Raw genomic sequence first — 17,437 nt, forward strand, 5'->3', positions numbered from 1 at the left:
TTATGCTCACTAATAGATCCATTTTTCGTCCCGGCAATCTACTATCTCTCTTTATAATAATAAGTCGGAAATTTATAAAAAATGATAAAGGAGCCATTTTATTACCCTTTATTATAATATTGCCATTTTTCATTGCACTATTATTTCTGTCCTTTGAGATTTCGCAGCTATTGCAAAAAAAAGCTAAACTCTCTGATGCTATTGAGCAAGCGACATTAGCATTAACGGTCGAGAATGATGACCTACCGGACGAACTTCAAATGAGAAAAAACGTTGATTTAGTCTCTAATTTTTCTAGTGCATATTTGCCATTAGAGCATTTCTCAGTACCGGAGATCGATATAAAAAATAATTGTGGCCAATTGACATATAATGCGAAGATTACCATGAGCTACTTTGCTAATTTCTTATCTAAAACAGCCATGACAAATGCAATCACCACAATAGGCACTGAAGATAATGGTGCTGCCATAAAACAAGTATCTACAATTCAAGATAAAGCTACTGATGTCATCTTTGTGGCCGACTATTCTGGATCAATGAATGAGGGTTTTCATGGTAAAGTCCCAAGAGGAGAAAAAATAAATGCCTTAAGAGATGTATTTAACCGATTGAATGGTAGCATCCTCAAAAATAGCAATATTAATCTTATTGGTTTCGTACCCTTCTCGTGGGGAACAAAAAGAATCGTAATAGAGAATAGTCAAGAAAAAAAGTATTGTCATTTTCCTTTTGTGCCCAAGCAATATAGAGCAGATAATAACTACTTTCGGCAATACACTGTATCTGGACTAAAAAAATTCCCTGGACTGGAAGGATTGACTGATATTGATAAGATTAACTATGGGGAACTAACGTTGGGAGAATATAACACCCTTACTAACGTCATAAAAAACATGGCTAAACAGGAATATAGAAATAAGGCACTGGAGTTCCTCCGCATTACACTTAATATTCCAACATACATGCAACAAATGATATTTATAACGACTACCATTGATTATGACGCAACAATTAAATCAATAAATTCAGATGCACAATATATCGATATTCCATTAGATGATATAATAAACGAATCTATTTGCCTGAATAACTCCAATGCATACTCACTAGATAGTCATAATAGTCATGATGACCTCATAGATAAAATGATAGCTATGTCACCTTTGGGCCAAACACTCGTCAGTTCTGGGATATTATATGCCAACACCCTATTTAAAAAAGAAAGCAATAACAGTAATAATAAATTAATGGTAATTATCTCTGATGGTATTGATGTATTTATAAATGATACCACAATACAACAAAGTATTTATATATCCAAGACACTGATAGATAAAGGGATGTGCGAAAGAATCAAAGAAAATAATATTAAAATGGTTTTTATCGCCATCAAAGATGGCTCAAATGAAACTAACGAACCAGCAAATTATATTGATTGGAAAAAATGCGTCGGTGAGGATAATTATTACTACGTATCTGATGCCCACGAGCTAGAAGCCGCTCTCAGGCAGTCATTAACAACAACCTCTAGCGAGGTAGTAGGCCGCAATATACCTAAGCATTAGCATCAGGCGCGGTCACACTCACCGCGCCTAAGAGAGGCTATTTAGCGCCGCCCGCTTCCATGCCGACCAAACCAACCTTGAGATATCCTGATTTGCGTAGCGCATCCATCACGCTCATCAGGGTCTCATAATCCACCACTTTATCCGCCTGGAAGAAGATGGTGGTCTCTTTATTGGATTGAGTCACTTTATCTAGTGCCGCTGCCAGTGTATCGCGATCAACCTGCTGGTCACCGACATATAACTGGTTATCCGCTTTCACCGTCAGGAAGACCGGTTTCTCCGGCCGTGGCTGCGGCACCGCTGACGATGCAGGTAGATCCACTTTGATATCCACCGTGGCTAATGGCGCGGCCACCATAAAGATAATCAACAAAACCAGCATGACATCGATAAACGGCGTCACGTTAATTTCGTGCAGTTCACCGCTTTCATCGAGGTTATCATTCATCCGCATCGCCATAGATCACCCCGCACGCAGTTGATGAGGCTGCTTAGATGACTTTGCTTCACTGCTGCTATTCAGATCGAGGTCACGGCTTAACAGCAGTAGCACCTGTGCCGCGACATCACCCACTTGTGCACGGTAAGAACCAATCAGGCGAGCAAAGATGTTGTAGATAACTACCGCTGGGATGGCGGCGACCAGACCCAGCGCTGTTGCCAGCAGGGCTTCAGCAATGCCCGGTGCCACGACCGCCAGATTGGTGGTTTGTGAATGAGCAATGCCGATAAAGCTGTTCATGATGCCCCAAACCGTACCAAACAGCCCCACAAAGGGTGAAATTGCACCGATAGTGGCGAGGAAACCATTGCCTTTGCCCATTTGGCGGCCAATGGCTGCCACCCGACGCTCTAAGCGGAAAGCGGCACGCTCTTTAATGCCATTGTTGTCATTCGACTCTGCTGACAATAAACGTTCGTTCTGCGCTTCACGAAGCAATAGGCTGCTGATGCTATCTGAGGCAAATACCTCTGCACGCTCTGATGCGGTATCCAGATCCGTCACTGCGCCGATGACTTCATGCTCTTGCAGTAAGCGGCGGCGCGCGCGGAATAGCTCGGTGCCTTTGGAGAACAAAATGGTCCAGGTGACAATTGATGCCAATACCAGGCCAATCATCACCCCTTTCACCACCACGTCGGCATGTTGATACATTCCCCAGACAGATAAGTCCATCGCCAGCCCTTGTGGAACGGGTGCCGCTATTGGCTGAACTGTCGCCGCCGGGCTTGCTTCGCTGTTTACTGCTGTTGCAGCGACGGCAGTTAGCTCCGGTGCCGGTAGCGGGGTCGATGTTGCTGTTGTTGGTGCCGCAACAGATGAAGCAATGGCACTGCTGTTGCCAGGTGCTGCTTGTGCATGACCCGCTAAACCGGCCACTAGCAGTAATGCCACTACGCCTGTCATCATTCGGCTTTGCACGAATGATCTATCTTTAATCTCTTTGCCAGCTGTTTTCACGCTGTGCCTCCACCCAATATACATATCAATTTAAGGACGAAATCAGCTACCGATCATATCAAACAAATGGGGGATTGATAGTAATTATCATTAGTGTTTACGCCGATTTTTTGCGAAAAAAAGAGAAATTGCCTGATATCAGGGACTACGCGACTTCGACGCACCAGATTGAGCTATTGGCTGTACAGCGGGAGTGCCATTAAGTGTAAAGATGGGAAATTGATTAATTGAGCGTCATAACACCTGCGCAACCTAAAATACCCCCGATTTATGATTCCTTAATAAATCTCCCATTTCGCGACTTCCGTAGCATTTTCCCATGACAAATCCACAGAAAACAGCGGGTCACCCTATTGAGTTTTTTTCATGCTAAAAGCTGCGCCTACACAACAATCATCATGTTAACGTAAGAAATAATTTCCCCTATAAATGCTGCCAATGAAATCTGGGCATAGCTGATAAAAAGGTAACAACGCAATCATGTCTGCAAATAAGCCAACCACCGAAAAACTGGAAACCATCCTGGTCAGCGCGGGCAGGAGTAAAAGATTCACCCAAGGCTCGGTTAATACCGTGATTCAGCGGGCATCGTCTCTGGTTTTCGACTCCGTTAAAGCGAAAAAACAGGCCACCATCAATCGGGGAAATGGCGAGCTATTCTATGGCCGCCGCGGCACCTTAACCCATTTCTCCTTGCAGGAGGCGATGACTGAGTTGGAGGGTGGCGCGGGCTGCGTTCTCTATCCTTGCGGTGCGGCGGCGATCAGCAATGCAATTTTATCCTTTGTTTCAGCCGGCGATCATGTGCTGATGACCGGTTCGGCCTATGAGCCGGCTCAAAGTTTTTGCGATAAAATTTTATCGCGCATGAGTATCACCACGACCTATTTTGACCCGATGATTGGCGCGGGTATCGCCGCCCTGATCACCCCGCAAACCAAAGTGGTGTTCCTTGAGTCCCCCGGCTCTATCACCATGGAAATACAGGATATTCCGGCGATGGTGAGGGCTATCCGCGCGGTGGCACCTGAGATAATCATTATGATGGACAATACTTGGGCGGCTGGTGTGCTGTTTAAAGCATTAGATTTTGATATTGATATCTCCATCCAATCAGGAACCAAATATATTATTGGTCACTCTGATGCCATGTTAGGAATTGCTGTTGCCAATGCGCGCTGTTGGGAGCAACTGCGGGAAGACTCTTATCTGATGGGGCAGATGGTCGATGCTGACACCGCCTACCTTGCTAGCCGTGGGTTGCGCACTCTTAGTGTTCGCCTAAAACAGCATGAGAAAAACAGTATCGAGATAGCCCACTGGTTGGCTCAGCGCCCAGAAGTTGCGGCGGTCTACCACCCGGCACTGCCTGACTGCAAAGGCCATGAATTCTACCTGCGGGACTTCACTGGCTGTAACGGTTTATTCTCCTTTGAACTAAAACAGGAGCTAACACAGCAGCAGTTAGAAGCCTATCTCGACCACTTCACTCACTTCAGCATGGCCTTCTCATGGGGCGGTTTTGAGTCCTTGATTCTGGGTTATCAACCCAAAGATATCCGCGCGATCCGCCGCTATGAGGGCGAAGGAATTAACGGCACGTTATTCCGCCTGCATATTGGTCTGGAGAGTGTTCAAGATTTGCAAGACGACTTGGCGGCTGGCTTTGAGCGCATTAAAGCTGCGCAGGAGTAGGTTCTGATCGGCATGACTTGTTTTAGTTTTATCGAAATGACTTGTTTAGTGAGGTGACTTGTTTTAGTGAGGTGACTTGTTTTAGTGAGGTCACTTGTTAATGCGCGGTGACAATCTCCGCGCATTCATCCTCTTTTACAAAAAGAGTATCAACAGCACATATATATCCCCTCAAAAATTCAGTTATTGAGGATAAGATCAATGTGGATCAGCGCCAATGCGGATACACTAGGTCACTCCACACCAACAGTTGTCCTTACCGACAATATCCTCACACGATAGGCAAACAGGAACAGAAATGGATGTATTACGCGAAATCCTTCATGCCTTATGGCAGCAGGATTTTAGTAAACTTGCCGACCCGAATGTGATTTGGGTTATTTACGGCATACTCTTTACCACCCTATTTTTAGAAAACGGTTTGCTGCCGGCTTCTTTCCTCCCCGGAGATAGCTTGCTGCTATTGGCGGGTGCATTAATTGCCAAGGGGGTCATGGGGTTCTTGCCCACCATGATCATTCTGACCATTGCCGCTAGTCTGGGTTGTTGGCTGAGCTACCTGCAAGGGCTGTGGTTAGGCGATACTAAAGTGGTCAAAAAGTGGCTCTTGCAGCTACCGGTTCATTATCGTCAGCGCGCCCATACTCTCTTTGTACGCCATGGTCTGGCGGCCCTAATTATTGGCCGTTTTCTCGCTTTTGTGCGCACCTTATTGCCCACACTGGCCGGTATTTCTGGCCTAAATAGCGCGCGTTTTCAATTCTTTAACTGGCTCAGTGGGCTGCTGTGGGTTGGCAGTGTGGTGGGTTTGGGCTTCGCACTAAGCCAGATTCCCTTGGTTAAGCATTATGAAAATCAGGTTATGACCGCACTGATGATTCTACCCATTGTGTTGCTATTGGTGGGTTTGGTCGGCACCCTGGTTCTGGTGTGGTGCAAACGTAAAAGCGTGACTGAGTAGCAGAGCTGTCAACATCAGTTAGCGCGCAGTTTGGCGACCTCTTCGCTCGGGGTATGGCCGAAATAGCGCTTAAATTCACGGCTGAACTGTGACGCGCTCTCATATCCCACCCTGTTTGCGGCGGTACTGGCCTTTAGGCCGTCGTGCAACATCATCATCCGCGCCCGATGCAGCCGGTAAGATTTCAGATATTGCAGCGGAGAGGTGTTGGTCACCGCTTTAAAGTTGTGATGAAACGCCGAAACACTCATGTTCACATCGGCCGCTAGCTGCTCGACATTCAAGTTATCCGCAAATTGATGCTCAATCCGTCGCAATGTTTTGGTGATCTGATTGAAGTGCCCATGGCGGTTAACCAGCGCCTGCAAAGCCCCGCCGCACTGCCCACAGAGCACATAGTAGAGAATCTCACGCACAATTTGCGGGCCAAGCACTCTGGCATCACGGGGTTTGGACATCACATCCAGCAATCGCTCGGTGGCACACAACATTTCATCAGTCAGCGCAGACGAATTAACCCCCGAACTATTGCCGAAGGGTTTATCTAGCTCGTCATCACCTATATCGATAAGTAAATCCTGTAGCATTTGGCTGTCTATATGAATCGAAATCCCTGCCAGTGGTATCTCTGGGCTGGCGAAGGTTTCACATTCAAACGGCAGTGGCACCGTTAGAATCAGGTAGTTTTTCGGGTCATAACGAAAGACCTTACTGCCCAAATAACCCACTTTATGCCCCTGAAATATAATCACCACACTGGGGGTGTACATTACCGGGGTGCGCGGCTGATGGGTGGTGGAGTATAAAATTTTCACCCGTGGCACAGCTGAGGGGGTTAAGCCATTGCCCTGAGCCAGATGGCTAATCTTCTTCGCCAGCAGCACCTGAATATCATTAACCTCTACCATGGTGAGTTCACCTGTTTCTGTTATCTAGAGCAATCTATCATCGGAAACGATCTGACATAAATTGTGCTGTATTTACCGAGTTTTCTACAGTGCTTTGGAGAAATAGGCAAGAGCAAGGCAGAAATGTGCATTGAGATATGGTGCTAAGTTGCCGACAATGGCTACCAATGTCATTAATAACGATGGAATAAAAATAATGCAAAACTTCACCCTCCACACCCCGACTAAAGTGCTGTTCGGTACTGGCCAGATAGCGCAACTGAGCAAAGAGATCCCCGCTGATGCCCGCATTTTAATCACCTACGGTGGCGGCAGTATTAAGCAAAATGGCGTGTTGGACCAAGTCCATAACGCACTGAAAGGCTTTGATTTCCTTGAGTTTGGCGGTATCGAACCTAACCCAACCTATGAAACCCTGATGAAGGCGGTCGAGCTTATTCGGGCAGAAAAAATCAACTTCCTGCTGGCAGTCGGCGGTGGTTCAGTATTGGATGGCACCAAGTTCATCGCTGCCGCTGTTAACTATCCACAAGATCCATGGCACATTCTGGAAACCACAGGTAGCGATATCACTGAAGCGCTGCCAATGGGTTCCGTGCTGACCTTACCTGCCACCGGCTCTGAAACCAACAGTGGCGCGGTGATCAGCCGCCGCAGCACTGGTGATAAGCAACACTTCTTCTCCCCGCATGTCCAACCGCTGTTTGCGGTGCTGGACCCGGTTGTTACTTACAGCCTGCCGCCACGTCAGGTGGCGAATGGTGTTGTCGATGCATTTGTGCATACCATTGAGCAATATTTGACCTATCCGGTTGATGCGAAAGTGCAAGATCGCTTCGCGGAAGGGCTGCTCTTAACTCTGATTGAAGATGGCCCGAAAGCATTGACTGACCCAGAGAATTACAACGTGCGCGCCAATATTATGTGGAGCGCCACCATGGCATTAAATGGCCTGATTGGGGCCGGTGTCCCGCAAGACTGGGCAACACACATGCTGGGTCACGAACTGACAGCGCGCCATGGTCTTGACCATGCACAAACACTGGCGGTGGTACTACCTGCACTGCTGGTTGCCAAGAAAGAACAAAAACGCGCCAAACTGCTGCAATATGCTGAACGCGTCTGGGGCCTGCGTGAAGGGAGTGAAGAGCAGCGCATCGATGCCGCCATTGAAGCGACTCGTCATTTCTTTGAAAGCATGGGGGTCGCGACTCGCCTGTCCGCCTACAAACTGGATGGCAGCTCTATTCCCGATTTAATCAAAAAATTGGAAGAGCACGGCATGACCCAACTTGGTGAACACGGTGATATCACACTAGCGGATAGTAAACGTATCTACGAAGCTGCGGTCTAATAATTAGGTGTCATAGAGTCGGCAATCGCTGGCTCTATGTCATGACTGAAGGCAGCACTCCACTACTTTCATCTATTATAGTGGGCGTTATATTTATTTACTGCTAGGCTTTGGATTATTGCCACACATCACGCTACCCCTATCTCATTGGCAGGTCAGTGCCGACGATAGACCTGTTCACCTTTGATGGTTCCCACACGCGATAAATACCAATCAAGCTAATAAATATGATGATCACAGCTAAACTTACACTATCGGTCACAGGGCTGGAACAGCCCAGTTTGTAAGCTAAGGAGATAAACATGGCGACGCAACCCATTATCAAATTGCACGATGGAAACCTGATGCCACAGCTTGGCCTTGGTGTTTGGCAGGCGAGCATTGAAGAGACACAGCTGGCAGTCAGTAAGGCGCTAGAGGTGGGCTATCGGTTAGTCGATACTGCGGCTATTTATAAGAATGAAGTGGGTGTTGGTCACGCGCTAAAAACGGCAGGCGTCGCCCGCGAAGAGCTATTTATTACCACCAAATTGTGGAATGACGGCCAGCGCTACCCAAAGCAGGGGCTGGAAGAGAGCCTGGAAAAACTTCAGCTCGACTACGTGGATCTCTATCTGATTCACTGGCCTGATCCCGCGCAGGATCGTTATGTCAGTGCCTGGCGTGAGCTTATCACCTTGAAAGAGCAAGGTTTAGTTCGCAGCATCGGCGTCTGTAACTTCAATATCCCTCACCTGCAACGGTTGATTGATGAAACCGGGGTTGCCCCGACCCTCAATCAGATTGAGCTGCATCCGCTGTTACAGCAGCGCCAGTTACATGCCTGGAATGCTACCCACCATATTGCGACCGAATCCTGGAGCCCCTTGGCACAAGGTGGCGAAGGTGTTTTCGATCAACCCGTTATCCGCCAGCTCGCGCAAAAATACAACAAAACAGCGGCTCAGATAGTGATCCGTTGGCACCTTGATTGCGGGCTAATCGTTATCCCTAAATCGGTAACGCCAGCGCGTATCAGAGAGAATTTTGAGGTGTTTGATTTTAAGCTGCACAAAGATGAACTGACGGCAATTTCGAAGCTAGATAGCGGTAAACGATTGGGGCCAGACCCGGATGTTTTCGGGTCTGACCGCTGATTTAAGAACTTTTCAGCTTAATGAGGCTTGCTTTTACCTTTGCTGGTGCCCGACGGCTTATTCAGCGGCGCTCTGTTGCCGCCGATTTTGCTGCCTGATGACTTAGACGCGGCCGGGCTATTGGCTGACTGCGGCCTCTTACCCGCTGGCACGGCCTGAGTTCGACTACCGGGCTGGCGCTGGCGGGTAATTGAGGTGTGCTTGGTCAACGCTGGCGTATGATGGCGCAACGCGCGGCGTGCTTCGCGCTGCTCTTCTATTGTCGCTGCCGGCACCAAACATTCACGACGGCTACCAATCAGATGCTGCAACCCCATATCGGCCAATGCGTCGCGAATCATCGGCCAGTTGGCCGGATCATGATAGCGTAGTAATGCTTTATGCAACCGCCGCTGACGATCGCCTTTCGGCACCACCACCTCCTCACTCTTATAATCTACCTTCGACAGCGGGTTTTTACCGGTGTAATACATGGTGGTAGAGTTCGCCAGCGGCGAGGGATAGAAGTTCTGCACCTGATCCAAACGGAAGCGGTTTTTCTTCAGCCATAACGCCAGATTAACCATATCCTTATCCTCAGTCCCCGGATGGGCGGAGATGAAATAAGGGATCAGATACTGCTCTTTACCCGCCTGCTTAGAGTAGGTATCAAATAGCTCTTTAAAGCGCTGATAGCTGCCCATTCCCGGTTTCATCATTTTGGAAAGTGGGCCTTCCTCTGTGTGTTCCGGGGCAATTTTCAAATAGCCGCCCACATGGTGGCTGGCTAACTCTTTGATATAACGCGGATCTTCGACTGCCAAATCGTAACGTACCCCGGAGGCTATCAGGATCTTTTTAATCCCCTTCAAATCACGCGCTCGTCGATACAGGGAGATCGTCGGTTCATGGTTAGTGTCCATGTGCTGGCAGATTTCAGGGTAAACACAAGAGGCACGGCGGCATGTTTGCTCGGCGCGCGGTGATTGGCAGCGCAGCATGTACATATTGGCTGTCGGGCCACCAAGATCTGAAATAATGCCGGTAAAACCAGGGACTTTGTCGCGAATCTCTTCGATTTCACGAATAATAGAATCTTCTGAACGGCTCTGAATTATGCGCCCTTCATGCTCGGTGATAGAGCAGAATGAACAGCCGCCATAGCAACCGCGCATGATATTGATTGAGAAGCGGATCATGTCATAGGCTGGGATCGGTGATTTGCCATAAACAGGGTGCGGCACGCGCTGGTAAGGCAGCGCAAAAACGCTGTCCATCTCTTCCGTACTGAGCGGGATCGCCGGCGGGTTAATCCAGATGTAGCGGTCACCATGTTTTTGCATCAAAGCCCGCGCACAACCGGGATTGGTTTCATGATGCAAAATCCGCGAGGTGTGGGCATATAACACTTTGTCTGCCTTCACTTTTTCGTAAGAAGGCAGTAAGACATAGGTCTTTTCCCATGGTTTGGGTTTAGCGGCGCGTACCGTAATAGGTTTCGCCTCTGGCTCAGGGATATCATTGGTTGCACAGGGTAGATCTTCGCCATAGGGGTTGGGGATGGCTTCAATGCGCCCAGGGCTATCCAGACGGGTAGAGTCCACCCCGCTCCAGCCCGGTAGCGCCGTTTTGCGCATCACTACCGTGTTACGCACATCCTGAATATCGGCAATTTTCTCACCCGCCGCCAGACGATGTGCAACTTCAACCAATGGCCGCTCGCCATTACCGTAAACCAACATATCCGCTTTCGCATCCACGATCACCGAACGGCGAACCGTGTCCGACCAATAATCGTAGTGGGCAATGCGCCGCAGACTGGCCTCGATCCCACCGAGTAATACCGGCACGTGGCTATAGGCCTCTTTGCAGCGCTGGCTATACACCAATGTGGCGCGATCTGGTCGTTTACCACTTTGGTTATCGGGGGTATAGGCATCGTCGTGACGCAATTTTCGGTCAGCGGTATAGCGGTTGATCATCGAGTCCATATTCCCGGCGGTCACACCGAAAAACAGATTTGGCTCACCAAGGCGCATAAAGTCATTTTTATTAGTCCAATCCGGCTGGGCAATAATCCCCACACGGAAGCCTTGGGCCTCCAACATGCGGCCAATAATCGCCATACCAAAGCTTGGATGGTCAACATAGGCATCGCCAGTGATAACAATGATATCGCAGCTGTCCCAGCCCAATATGTCCATCTCCTCCCGTGACATCGGCAAGAATGGCGCAGTGCCATAGCATTCAGCCCAATATGGCTGATAAGAAAACAGGTCACGCTCTGGTTGGATCAGGCTGGTACTCATGGCAACACTCTTTGAATTGGGCAAGTTGAGGTGGTTCGGGTTAAGAAATCATCACCGGGCGGCGATTATACGCATTTATCCATGAGAAGAGGAAGGATATTGCTAGTTTTGGGATGAGTTTTAGGGATTAAGTGGCGTTAATAATGGGGGTGATTGGTTCGATTGACATGAGATTTATGCTCACCTTGGCTTAAATGCCTCTCTGCTAGCTTAAATGCCTCAACCGAACCGGATCACCATTAACCCACTGTTGGGGCTGCCACCGTCACCAACTGCCCCGCCGAGCCGCGATCCGCCATTTCTAGCGTCTGGCTGTGGAACAAGAATGGGAAGTGCTGCGAGGAAACCTGATTGAAGTAGACCAGTAGCTCCACATCACCATCGACCCATACTGTATCCTTCCAACCGCGATCCTCAGCCATCGCCGGCGCGCCATTAACACTCTTCACCAAGAAAGAAACGCCTTGGATATGAAATGCTTGCGGCATATCTGCATGTAACGTCCAACGCTCCCAAGTACCTTGCTGCGCCTGCGCATCAACCCGGCTCATATCCCAAATTGCACCATTGATTCCTGGCAGGGAATCCCCCAAACGGAACTCACGGGAACGAATCACATTGCCATCAAGAATCTGATCAGCAAGCAAACGCATTGGCAGATTATCGGTGACTAACGGCAGCAAACCCGTGGGCTTTAAGGTCAAAACCAATGTGGAAATCAAAATACTCGATGGCTCAAATAAGCCACGCAGGCGATCCATAATTCCGGCAGAATCACCCGCCGTGATGGAAACTTCACTGCCCTGCGACATATCAATGACCACTTCACGCCGCTCACCGGGGGCAAGCGAGAGTTGCTGCACTGCCACCGGAGAGGGGAGGAACCCTTGGTCACTCGCGACAACATGTAGCGGGCGACCATCGCTAAGTTGCAGGGTATAGCAGCGGGAGTTGGAGGCGTTGAGCAAACGTAACCGCACCCAACCACGAGAAACTTCAACAAACGGACTTTGTACCCCGTTCACCAGCAGCGTATCACCGACGAAGCCACCTTTAGCGGGCGGGTTATATTCCGGCACGCCAAAGTTATCCAGCCGCTTGTCCTGAATAATAATCGGGAAATCATCAACGCCGTAATGGTTCGGCAAAGGCATCGCTTTGCTGATTTCATCTTCCACCAACCACATACCGGCCAACCCATTATAAACGTGCGGTGCCATGCGGTTAGGGGTATTGGCATGATACCAACAAGTCGCTGCCGGCTGGCGTACCGGCAATACCGGAGACCAATCAGCACCAGGCGAAATCATGCGCGCCGCACCGCCCATCAGCGTACCGGGGACTTGCAGGCCGCTGATCGTCATGGATACCGGCTCAGTCAAGCGGTTGCTGTAAATGAGTTTGACGTCATCGCCGCTAAAAACCCTGACTGTTGGCCCCAAATACATGCCGTTAACCCCCCATACGGCAGCTTTCTGACCACCACTAAATGCCCAGTGCGCCCGCTGTAAGGTCAAAAACAGCGGTTGACCGCGGCGGGACTCCAGTAAGGGTGGAACAGGTAGCGAGGGTTGTTGGGTACTATTAGCCTGTGCCCTCAATGGCAACGAACCAGCACCTAGCGCTAAGCCCGTAGCCTGAATGAACTGGCGACGACTGAGTGACATATCTTCTCCGTGAAAACCACAATCAAATCTACTGCAAAATTTTGCCTGACTGCGAATAACGCTGAAGCACGGCAAAACGCTCACGACTAGAGTCGCTTAAATGAAAATCCAAAACTTTACTTCAACTAAAATTCGCTTCAACCAAAATCCGCTTCAATTAAGACTGACGCCAATCATAACAACCAGCGCACAATAACCTGCCCCTGGCAGCTAATGATTATTTTTCAGTCGCGGTCTGTTGCGCCTCTTGGGCAATTTCTGCGTCGAGTTGCTCAATTTTAGCCAACATCAGATTGCGGCAGTGCTCAGACAACTCGCGCACCCGCTCTTTGCCATAGCCGGTGGTATCCACAGGCGGCATGATCTCTACGATGACTTTGCCATTTGACCAACGATTTAAGTTGATATGATTCGTGCTGGAGACACAAATTGGCACAATCGGCACACCAGCGGCAATCGCTGCATGAAAAGCACCGGTCTTAAATGGCAACAAACCACGACCACGGCTACGGGTGCCCTCTGGGAACATCCAGATAGAGACATCTCTTTTTTTCACCTGCTCGACCACTTGAGCAATAGTGCCATGCGCTTTAGCGCGGTTATCGCGATCGATAAGCAAGTTACCGGTCAGCCAGTATAGTGGCCCAAATAATGGCACCCACAGCAGGCTCTTTTTGCCCACAGTGACTGTACCAGACTGAACCACATTCGACATGGTGACCATATCGTAATTATTTTGATGGTTGGCAATATAGATACAGGTGCCGTAGCTGGCCGCTTCTTTAGGAATGCGTTGCTCAACCGTAATGCCAAACAGCACTGACATCCGACCAAACAGATGGGCGAAGGTCGCGAGATTACGCGGATTTCGCGGCCTAAATAGGCAATAAATCGAACCAAACACACACACCAGAACACAATAGAAAACGGCCAGTACCGTGCGCAAAATTAATAGCATAACACCCTCTTAAACACTGACTCTTAGAGACCTAATCGACGCTAGTATAACGGCTTAACCACAAAAAACCGCGCTGATTGCTTGCCATCATTATGTTACGCGACAGCGCGCGCAAAATGCGCGCACCATCCGTTACATTTACGGTGGATGCCAACCTAAAAACGCCAACGATGCTGAATATTAAGCTTCGCTATCTGTTGGTATCACTCGTGCTGGCGCATCAATCTCAACACGATCAATGCGTTGCAAGCCGCGAGGCAGTGGTGAGCCTTTCCGCCCACGTTCGGCGCGGAATTTCTGCAAATCTTCAGGCCGCAAAGTTAACTTACGTTTACCAAAGTGAAGTGTCACAGAGGTTTGAGGCGGTAAAACAAACAGCCATGCCAAACGATCTTCGCCTGCTGCGGCTTGCGCGCTAGGGATTGAGACGATTTTGTTACCCTTACCTTTTGATAACTCAGGTAAATCGGCGACTGGGAACATCAACATACGCCCAGCAGCCGTGATGGATAACAGCATGTCATCCGGGCCATAAATCTCTAATGGCGGCAGGGCCTTGGCATTTTCCGGCAACGTAATCATCGTTTTACCGGCGCGGTTCTTGGCAACCAAGTCATTGAAAGTACAGACGAAACCATAGCCCGCATCCGATGCCATTAATAATTTTTGGTCATCTGGTGCCATCAATACCTGTTCGATGGTCGCCCCTGGTGGTGGCGTCAGTTTACCGGTCAGCGGCTCTCCTTGGCCACGCGCAGATGGCAACGTCAGTGGATCTAACGCATAGCTGCGACCGGTTGAGTCAATAAACACTACCGGTTGGTTACTCATGCCCCGTGCTGCGGCACGGAAGCTATCACCCGCTTTATAGCTTAATCCACTCGGGTCGATATCATGGCCTTTCGCACTGCGCACCCAGCCCATTTCAGACAGCACAATGGTCACTGGCTCAGAAGGCACGATGTCATGATCACTCATGGCCTTAGCTTCAGCACGTTCAGTCAACGGGGAGCGACGGTCATCGCCATAAGCCGCTGCGTCCGCCTGAATCTCTTTCTTTATCATAGTATTAAGCTTGCGCTCTGATGCCAGCAATGCTTGTAACTGATCACGTTCTTTGGCTAATTCATCTTGTTCGCCGCGAATCTTCACCTCTTCCAGCTTGGCCAAATGGCGAAGTTTCAGTTCGAGGATCGCTTCAGCCTGCGTTTCAGAAATGGCAAAGTGCTGCATCAACAGCGGCTTTGGCTCATCTTCAGTGCGGATGATATGAATAACTTCATCGATATTCAGGAAGGCAATTAATAAGCCTTCCAAAATATGCAGCCGCTTCAGAACCTTTTCCAGACGGTAATTCAAGCGGTTACGGACGGTTTGGCGGCGGAATACCAGCCACTCGGTGAGGATCTCTAGCAGCCCTTTTACTGTCGGGCGATGATCCAGGCCGATCATATTCATGTTGATTCGATAGCTTCTTTCCAGATCCGTGGTGGCAAACAGATGGTTCATCACCTGATCCAGATCGACACGATTGGTACGGGGAACAATCACCAACCGAGTAGGGTTTTCGTGGTCAGATTCATCACGTAAATCCTCAACCATCGGTAATTTCTTGGCGCGCATCTGGCTGGCAATCTGCTCCAGCACCTTGGCACCGGAAACTTGATGCGGTAACGCAGTAATGACTGCACTACCATCCTCTTTCTTCCACAAGGCGCGCATACGAACAGAACCGCGGCCATTTTCGTAAATTTTACGAATCTCATTACGTGGCGTAATGATCTCGGCTTCCGTCGGGAAATCAGGCCCTTGCACAAATTCCAGCAACTCTTCGAGCGAGGTCGCAGGTTTATCAATCAGCGCAATCACCGCCTGAGCAATTTCGCGCACATTATGTGGCGGAATATCAGTTGCCATCCCCACGGCAATACCGGTGGTGCCGTTGAGCAGAATATTCGGCAGGCGCGCCGGCAGCATTTTCGGCTCCTGCATGGTGCCATCAAAGTTTGGCACCCAGTCAACCGTACCTTGGCCTAACTCACCCAGCAGCACTTCGGCATATTTGGACAAGCGGGATTCGGTGTAACGCATCGCCGCAAACGACTTAGGATCATCCGGCGCCCCCCAGTTCCCTTGCCCATCCACCAGCGGGTAGCGGTAAGAGAATGGCTGCGCCATCAGTACCATGGCTTCATAGCAAGCACTGTCGCCATGGGGATGATATTTACCCAGTACGTCACCCACGGTACGGGCGGATTTCTTGAATTTAGCGCTATTGCTCAGCCCCAGTTCAGACATCGCGTAGACGATGCGCCGTTGCACTGGTTTCAAACCATCGCCGATAAATGGCAACGCCCGATCCATGATGACGTACATGGAGTAGTTCAGATAGGCGTTTTCAGTAAAGGTGTGCAGCGGTAAGCGCTCTGCACCGTCATGAGTCAAATCACTCATTACTCAAATATCCTCAGACTCTGGAATGGCGATCACTGGGCGTCAGCGGATCGGCACCGCAAGTTTATTGTCGATTTCTGCCCGCGATAGTACCTCATCTGCGGGGTGACTGTCACAACCCACAGAGAATCTCGATCTTTCCCTCTGAGCAGGGCAAATTTCGGCTTCTGCAAACAACCAAAAAGGTACTAATCATCCTTAATCCATCCCTTTTGTTGCTTGCTGAGCAAGAGTGTTGTGCACTACTGCGCATTTTTCTCTGGCGTGGTAACCGTTAGCATACTCAGTATTCCGGCTTGGCTACTCTCTTGTGCAACTAACAAGATGTAAACAAGCCCCCGCTTTACAAGGATTATATCAATGAGTAACGTATTAATTATTAACGCAATGAAAGAATTTGCGCACTCCACCGGCGCACTTAATCTCACTCTCACTAACGTCGCTACCGAATTTCTACAGGAAAGCGGTCATCAGGTTAAAATCACCACAGTTGACCAAGGCTATGATATTGAAAGTGAAATTGAAAATTATCTGTGGGCTGATACCGTTATTTACCAAATGCCAGCCTGGTGGATGGGCGAGCCATGGATTTTGAAAAAATATATTGATGAAGTCTTTACCTTTGGTCATGGCCGTTTGTATCAAAGTGATGGCCGTACCCGCTCCGATGCCACTAAAGGCTACGGTTCTGGCGGTTTAATTCAGGGTAAAACTTACATGCTTTCAGTGACCTGGAATGCTCCAGTTGAAGCCTTTACTGATCCTACCCAGTTCTTCGAGGGTGTCGGTGTTGATGGTGTTTATCTGCATTTTCATAAAGCAAATCAATTCCTTGGCATGGAACCATTGCCGACATTTATGTGTAATGACGTGATAAAGCAGCCTGATATCGAAGGTGATATTAGCCGTTACCGTCAGCATTTAGCCGCACATTTTAACGGTCAGACCGCTTAATTTCACACCGTAACGCAATTTGGGGCAGC

General features: G+C 49.1%; 13 protein-coding genes. 6 read left to right on the forward strand and 7 right to left on the reverse strand.

The features are described from left to right. The first annotated feature begins 2 nt into the window (after positions 1–2). Positions 3–1,568 carry a pilus assembly protein gene (locus HRK25_RS03205; protein WP_050413669.1) on the forward strand — a complete coding sequence of 522 codons (1,566 nt, stop codon included), beginning with the start codon at positions 3–5 and terminating at the stop codon, positions 1,566–1,568. Positions 1,569–1,605: 37 nt separating this feature from the next. Here the strand turns inward: HRK25_RS03205 and exbD are convergent, their stop codons facing one another. Then, positions 1,606–2,031 carry a TonB system transport protein ExbD gene (gene exbD, locus HRK25_RS03210; RefSeq protein WP_004390102.1) on the reverse strand — a complete coding sequence of 142 codons (426 nt, stop codon included), beginning with the start codon at positions 2,029–2,031 and terminating at the stop codon, positions 1,606–1,608. Between the two features lie 3 nt (positions 2,032–2,034). Then, positions 2,035–3,033, reverse strand: coding sequence for a tol-pal system-associated acyl-CoA thioesterase (exbB, locus tag HRK25_RS03215; RefSeq protein WP_005271144.1), 999 nt, complete (start codon positions 3,031–3,033; stop codon positions 2,035–2,037). 480 nt (positions 3,034–3,513) lie between these two features. On the opposite strand from exbB, the gene metC reads away from it, so the two are divergent. Then, positions 3,514–4,728, forward strand: coding sequence for a cystathionine beta-lyase (gene metC, locus HRK25_RS03220; RefSeq protein WP_005271142.1), 1,215 nt, complete (start codon positions 3,514–3,516; stop codon positions 4,726–4,728). A gap of 298 nt (positions 4,729–5,026) precedes the next feature. Beyond that, positions 5,027–5,689, forward strand: coding sequence for a DedA family protein (locus HRK25_RS03225; protein WP_005271140.1), 663 nt, complete (start codon positions 5,027–5,029; stop codon positions 5,687–5,689). Between the two features lie 14 nt (positions 5,690–5,703). On the opposite strand, the gene HRK25_RS03230 is transcribed toward HRK25_RS03225, so the two are convergent. After that, a complete protein-coding gene (locus HRK25_RS03230; RefSeq protein WP_005271138.1) occupies positions 5,704–6,597 on the reverse strand; it encodes an AraC family transcriptional regulator in 894 nt (297 codons plus the stop codon). 196 nt (positions 6,598–6,793) lie between these two features. Here HRK25_RS03230 and yqhD point away from each other — a divergent pair, with 196 nt between their 5' ends. Next, positions 6,794–7,951, forward strand: coding sequence for an alcohol dehydrogenase (gene yqhD / locus HRK25_RS03235; RefSeq protein ID WP_032896518.1), 1,158 nt, complete (start codon positions 6,794–6,796; stop codon positions 7,949–7,951). Between the two features lie 302 nt (positions 7,952–8,253). After that, positions 8,254–9,087: a 2,5-didehydrogluconate reductase DkgA gene (gene dkgA / locus HRK25_RS03240; RefSeq protein WP_005271133.1), complete on the forward strand. Its 834-nt coding sequence runs from the start codon at positions 8,254–8,256 to the stop codon at positions 9,085–9,087. Positions 9,088–9,104: 17 nt separating this feature from the next. Here dkgA and HRK25_RS03245 read toward each other — a convergent pair whose 3' ends face one another. From HRK25_RS03245 to parC, 4 genes are all read right to left on the reverse strand, one after another. Next, positions 9,105–11,375: a YgiQ family radical SAM protein gene (locus tag HRK25_RS03245; protein WP_005271131.1), complete on the reverse strand. Its 2,271-nt coding sequence runs from the start codon at positions 11,373–11,375 to the stop codon at positions 9,105–9,107. A 239-nt stretch (positions 11,376–11,614) separates the two neighbouring features. Beyond that, a complete protein-coding gene (gene ftsP, locus HRK25_RS03250; protein WP_005271129.1) occupies positions 11,615–13,042 on the reverse strand; it encodes a cell division protein FtsP in 1,428 nt (475 codons plus the stop codon). 217 nt (positions 13,043–13,259) lie between these two features. Continuing rightward, complete coding sequence (locus HRK25_RS03255; protein ID WP_005271127.1) at positions 13,260–14,000, reverse strand: 1-acylglycerol-3-phosphate O-acyltransferase; 741 nt, start codon at positions 13,998–14,000, stop codon at positions 13,260–13,262. A gap of 180 nt (positions 14,001–14,180) precedes the next feature. Beyond that, positions 14,181–16,454, reverse strand: a complete 2,274-nt coding sequence (gene parC / locus HRK25_RS03260; RefSeq protein ID WP_005271119.1) for a DNA topoisomerase IV subunit A — start codon at positions 16,452–16,454, stop codon at positions 14,181–14,183. A gap of 360 nt (positions 16,455–16,814) precedes the next feature. On the opposite strand from parC, the gene HRK25_RS03265 reads away from it, so the two are divergent. Further along, positions 16,815–17,408, forward strand: a complete 594-nt coding sequence (locus HRK25_RS03265) for an NAD(P)H-dependent oxidoreductase (protein WP_005271116.1) — start codon at positions 16,815–16,817, stop codon at positions 17,406–17,408. Positions 17,409–17,437: the final 29 nt, after the last annotated feature.

This window comes from Yersinia bercovieri ATCC 43970 (assembly GCF_013282745.1).
Lineage (GTDB): Bacteria > Pseudomonadota > Gammaproteobacteria > Enterobacterales > Enterobacteriaceae > Yersinia > Yersinia bercovieri.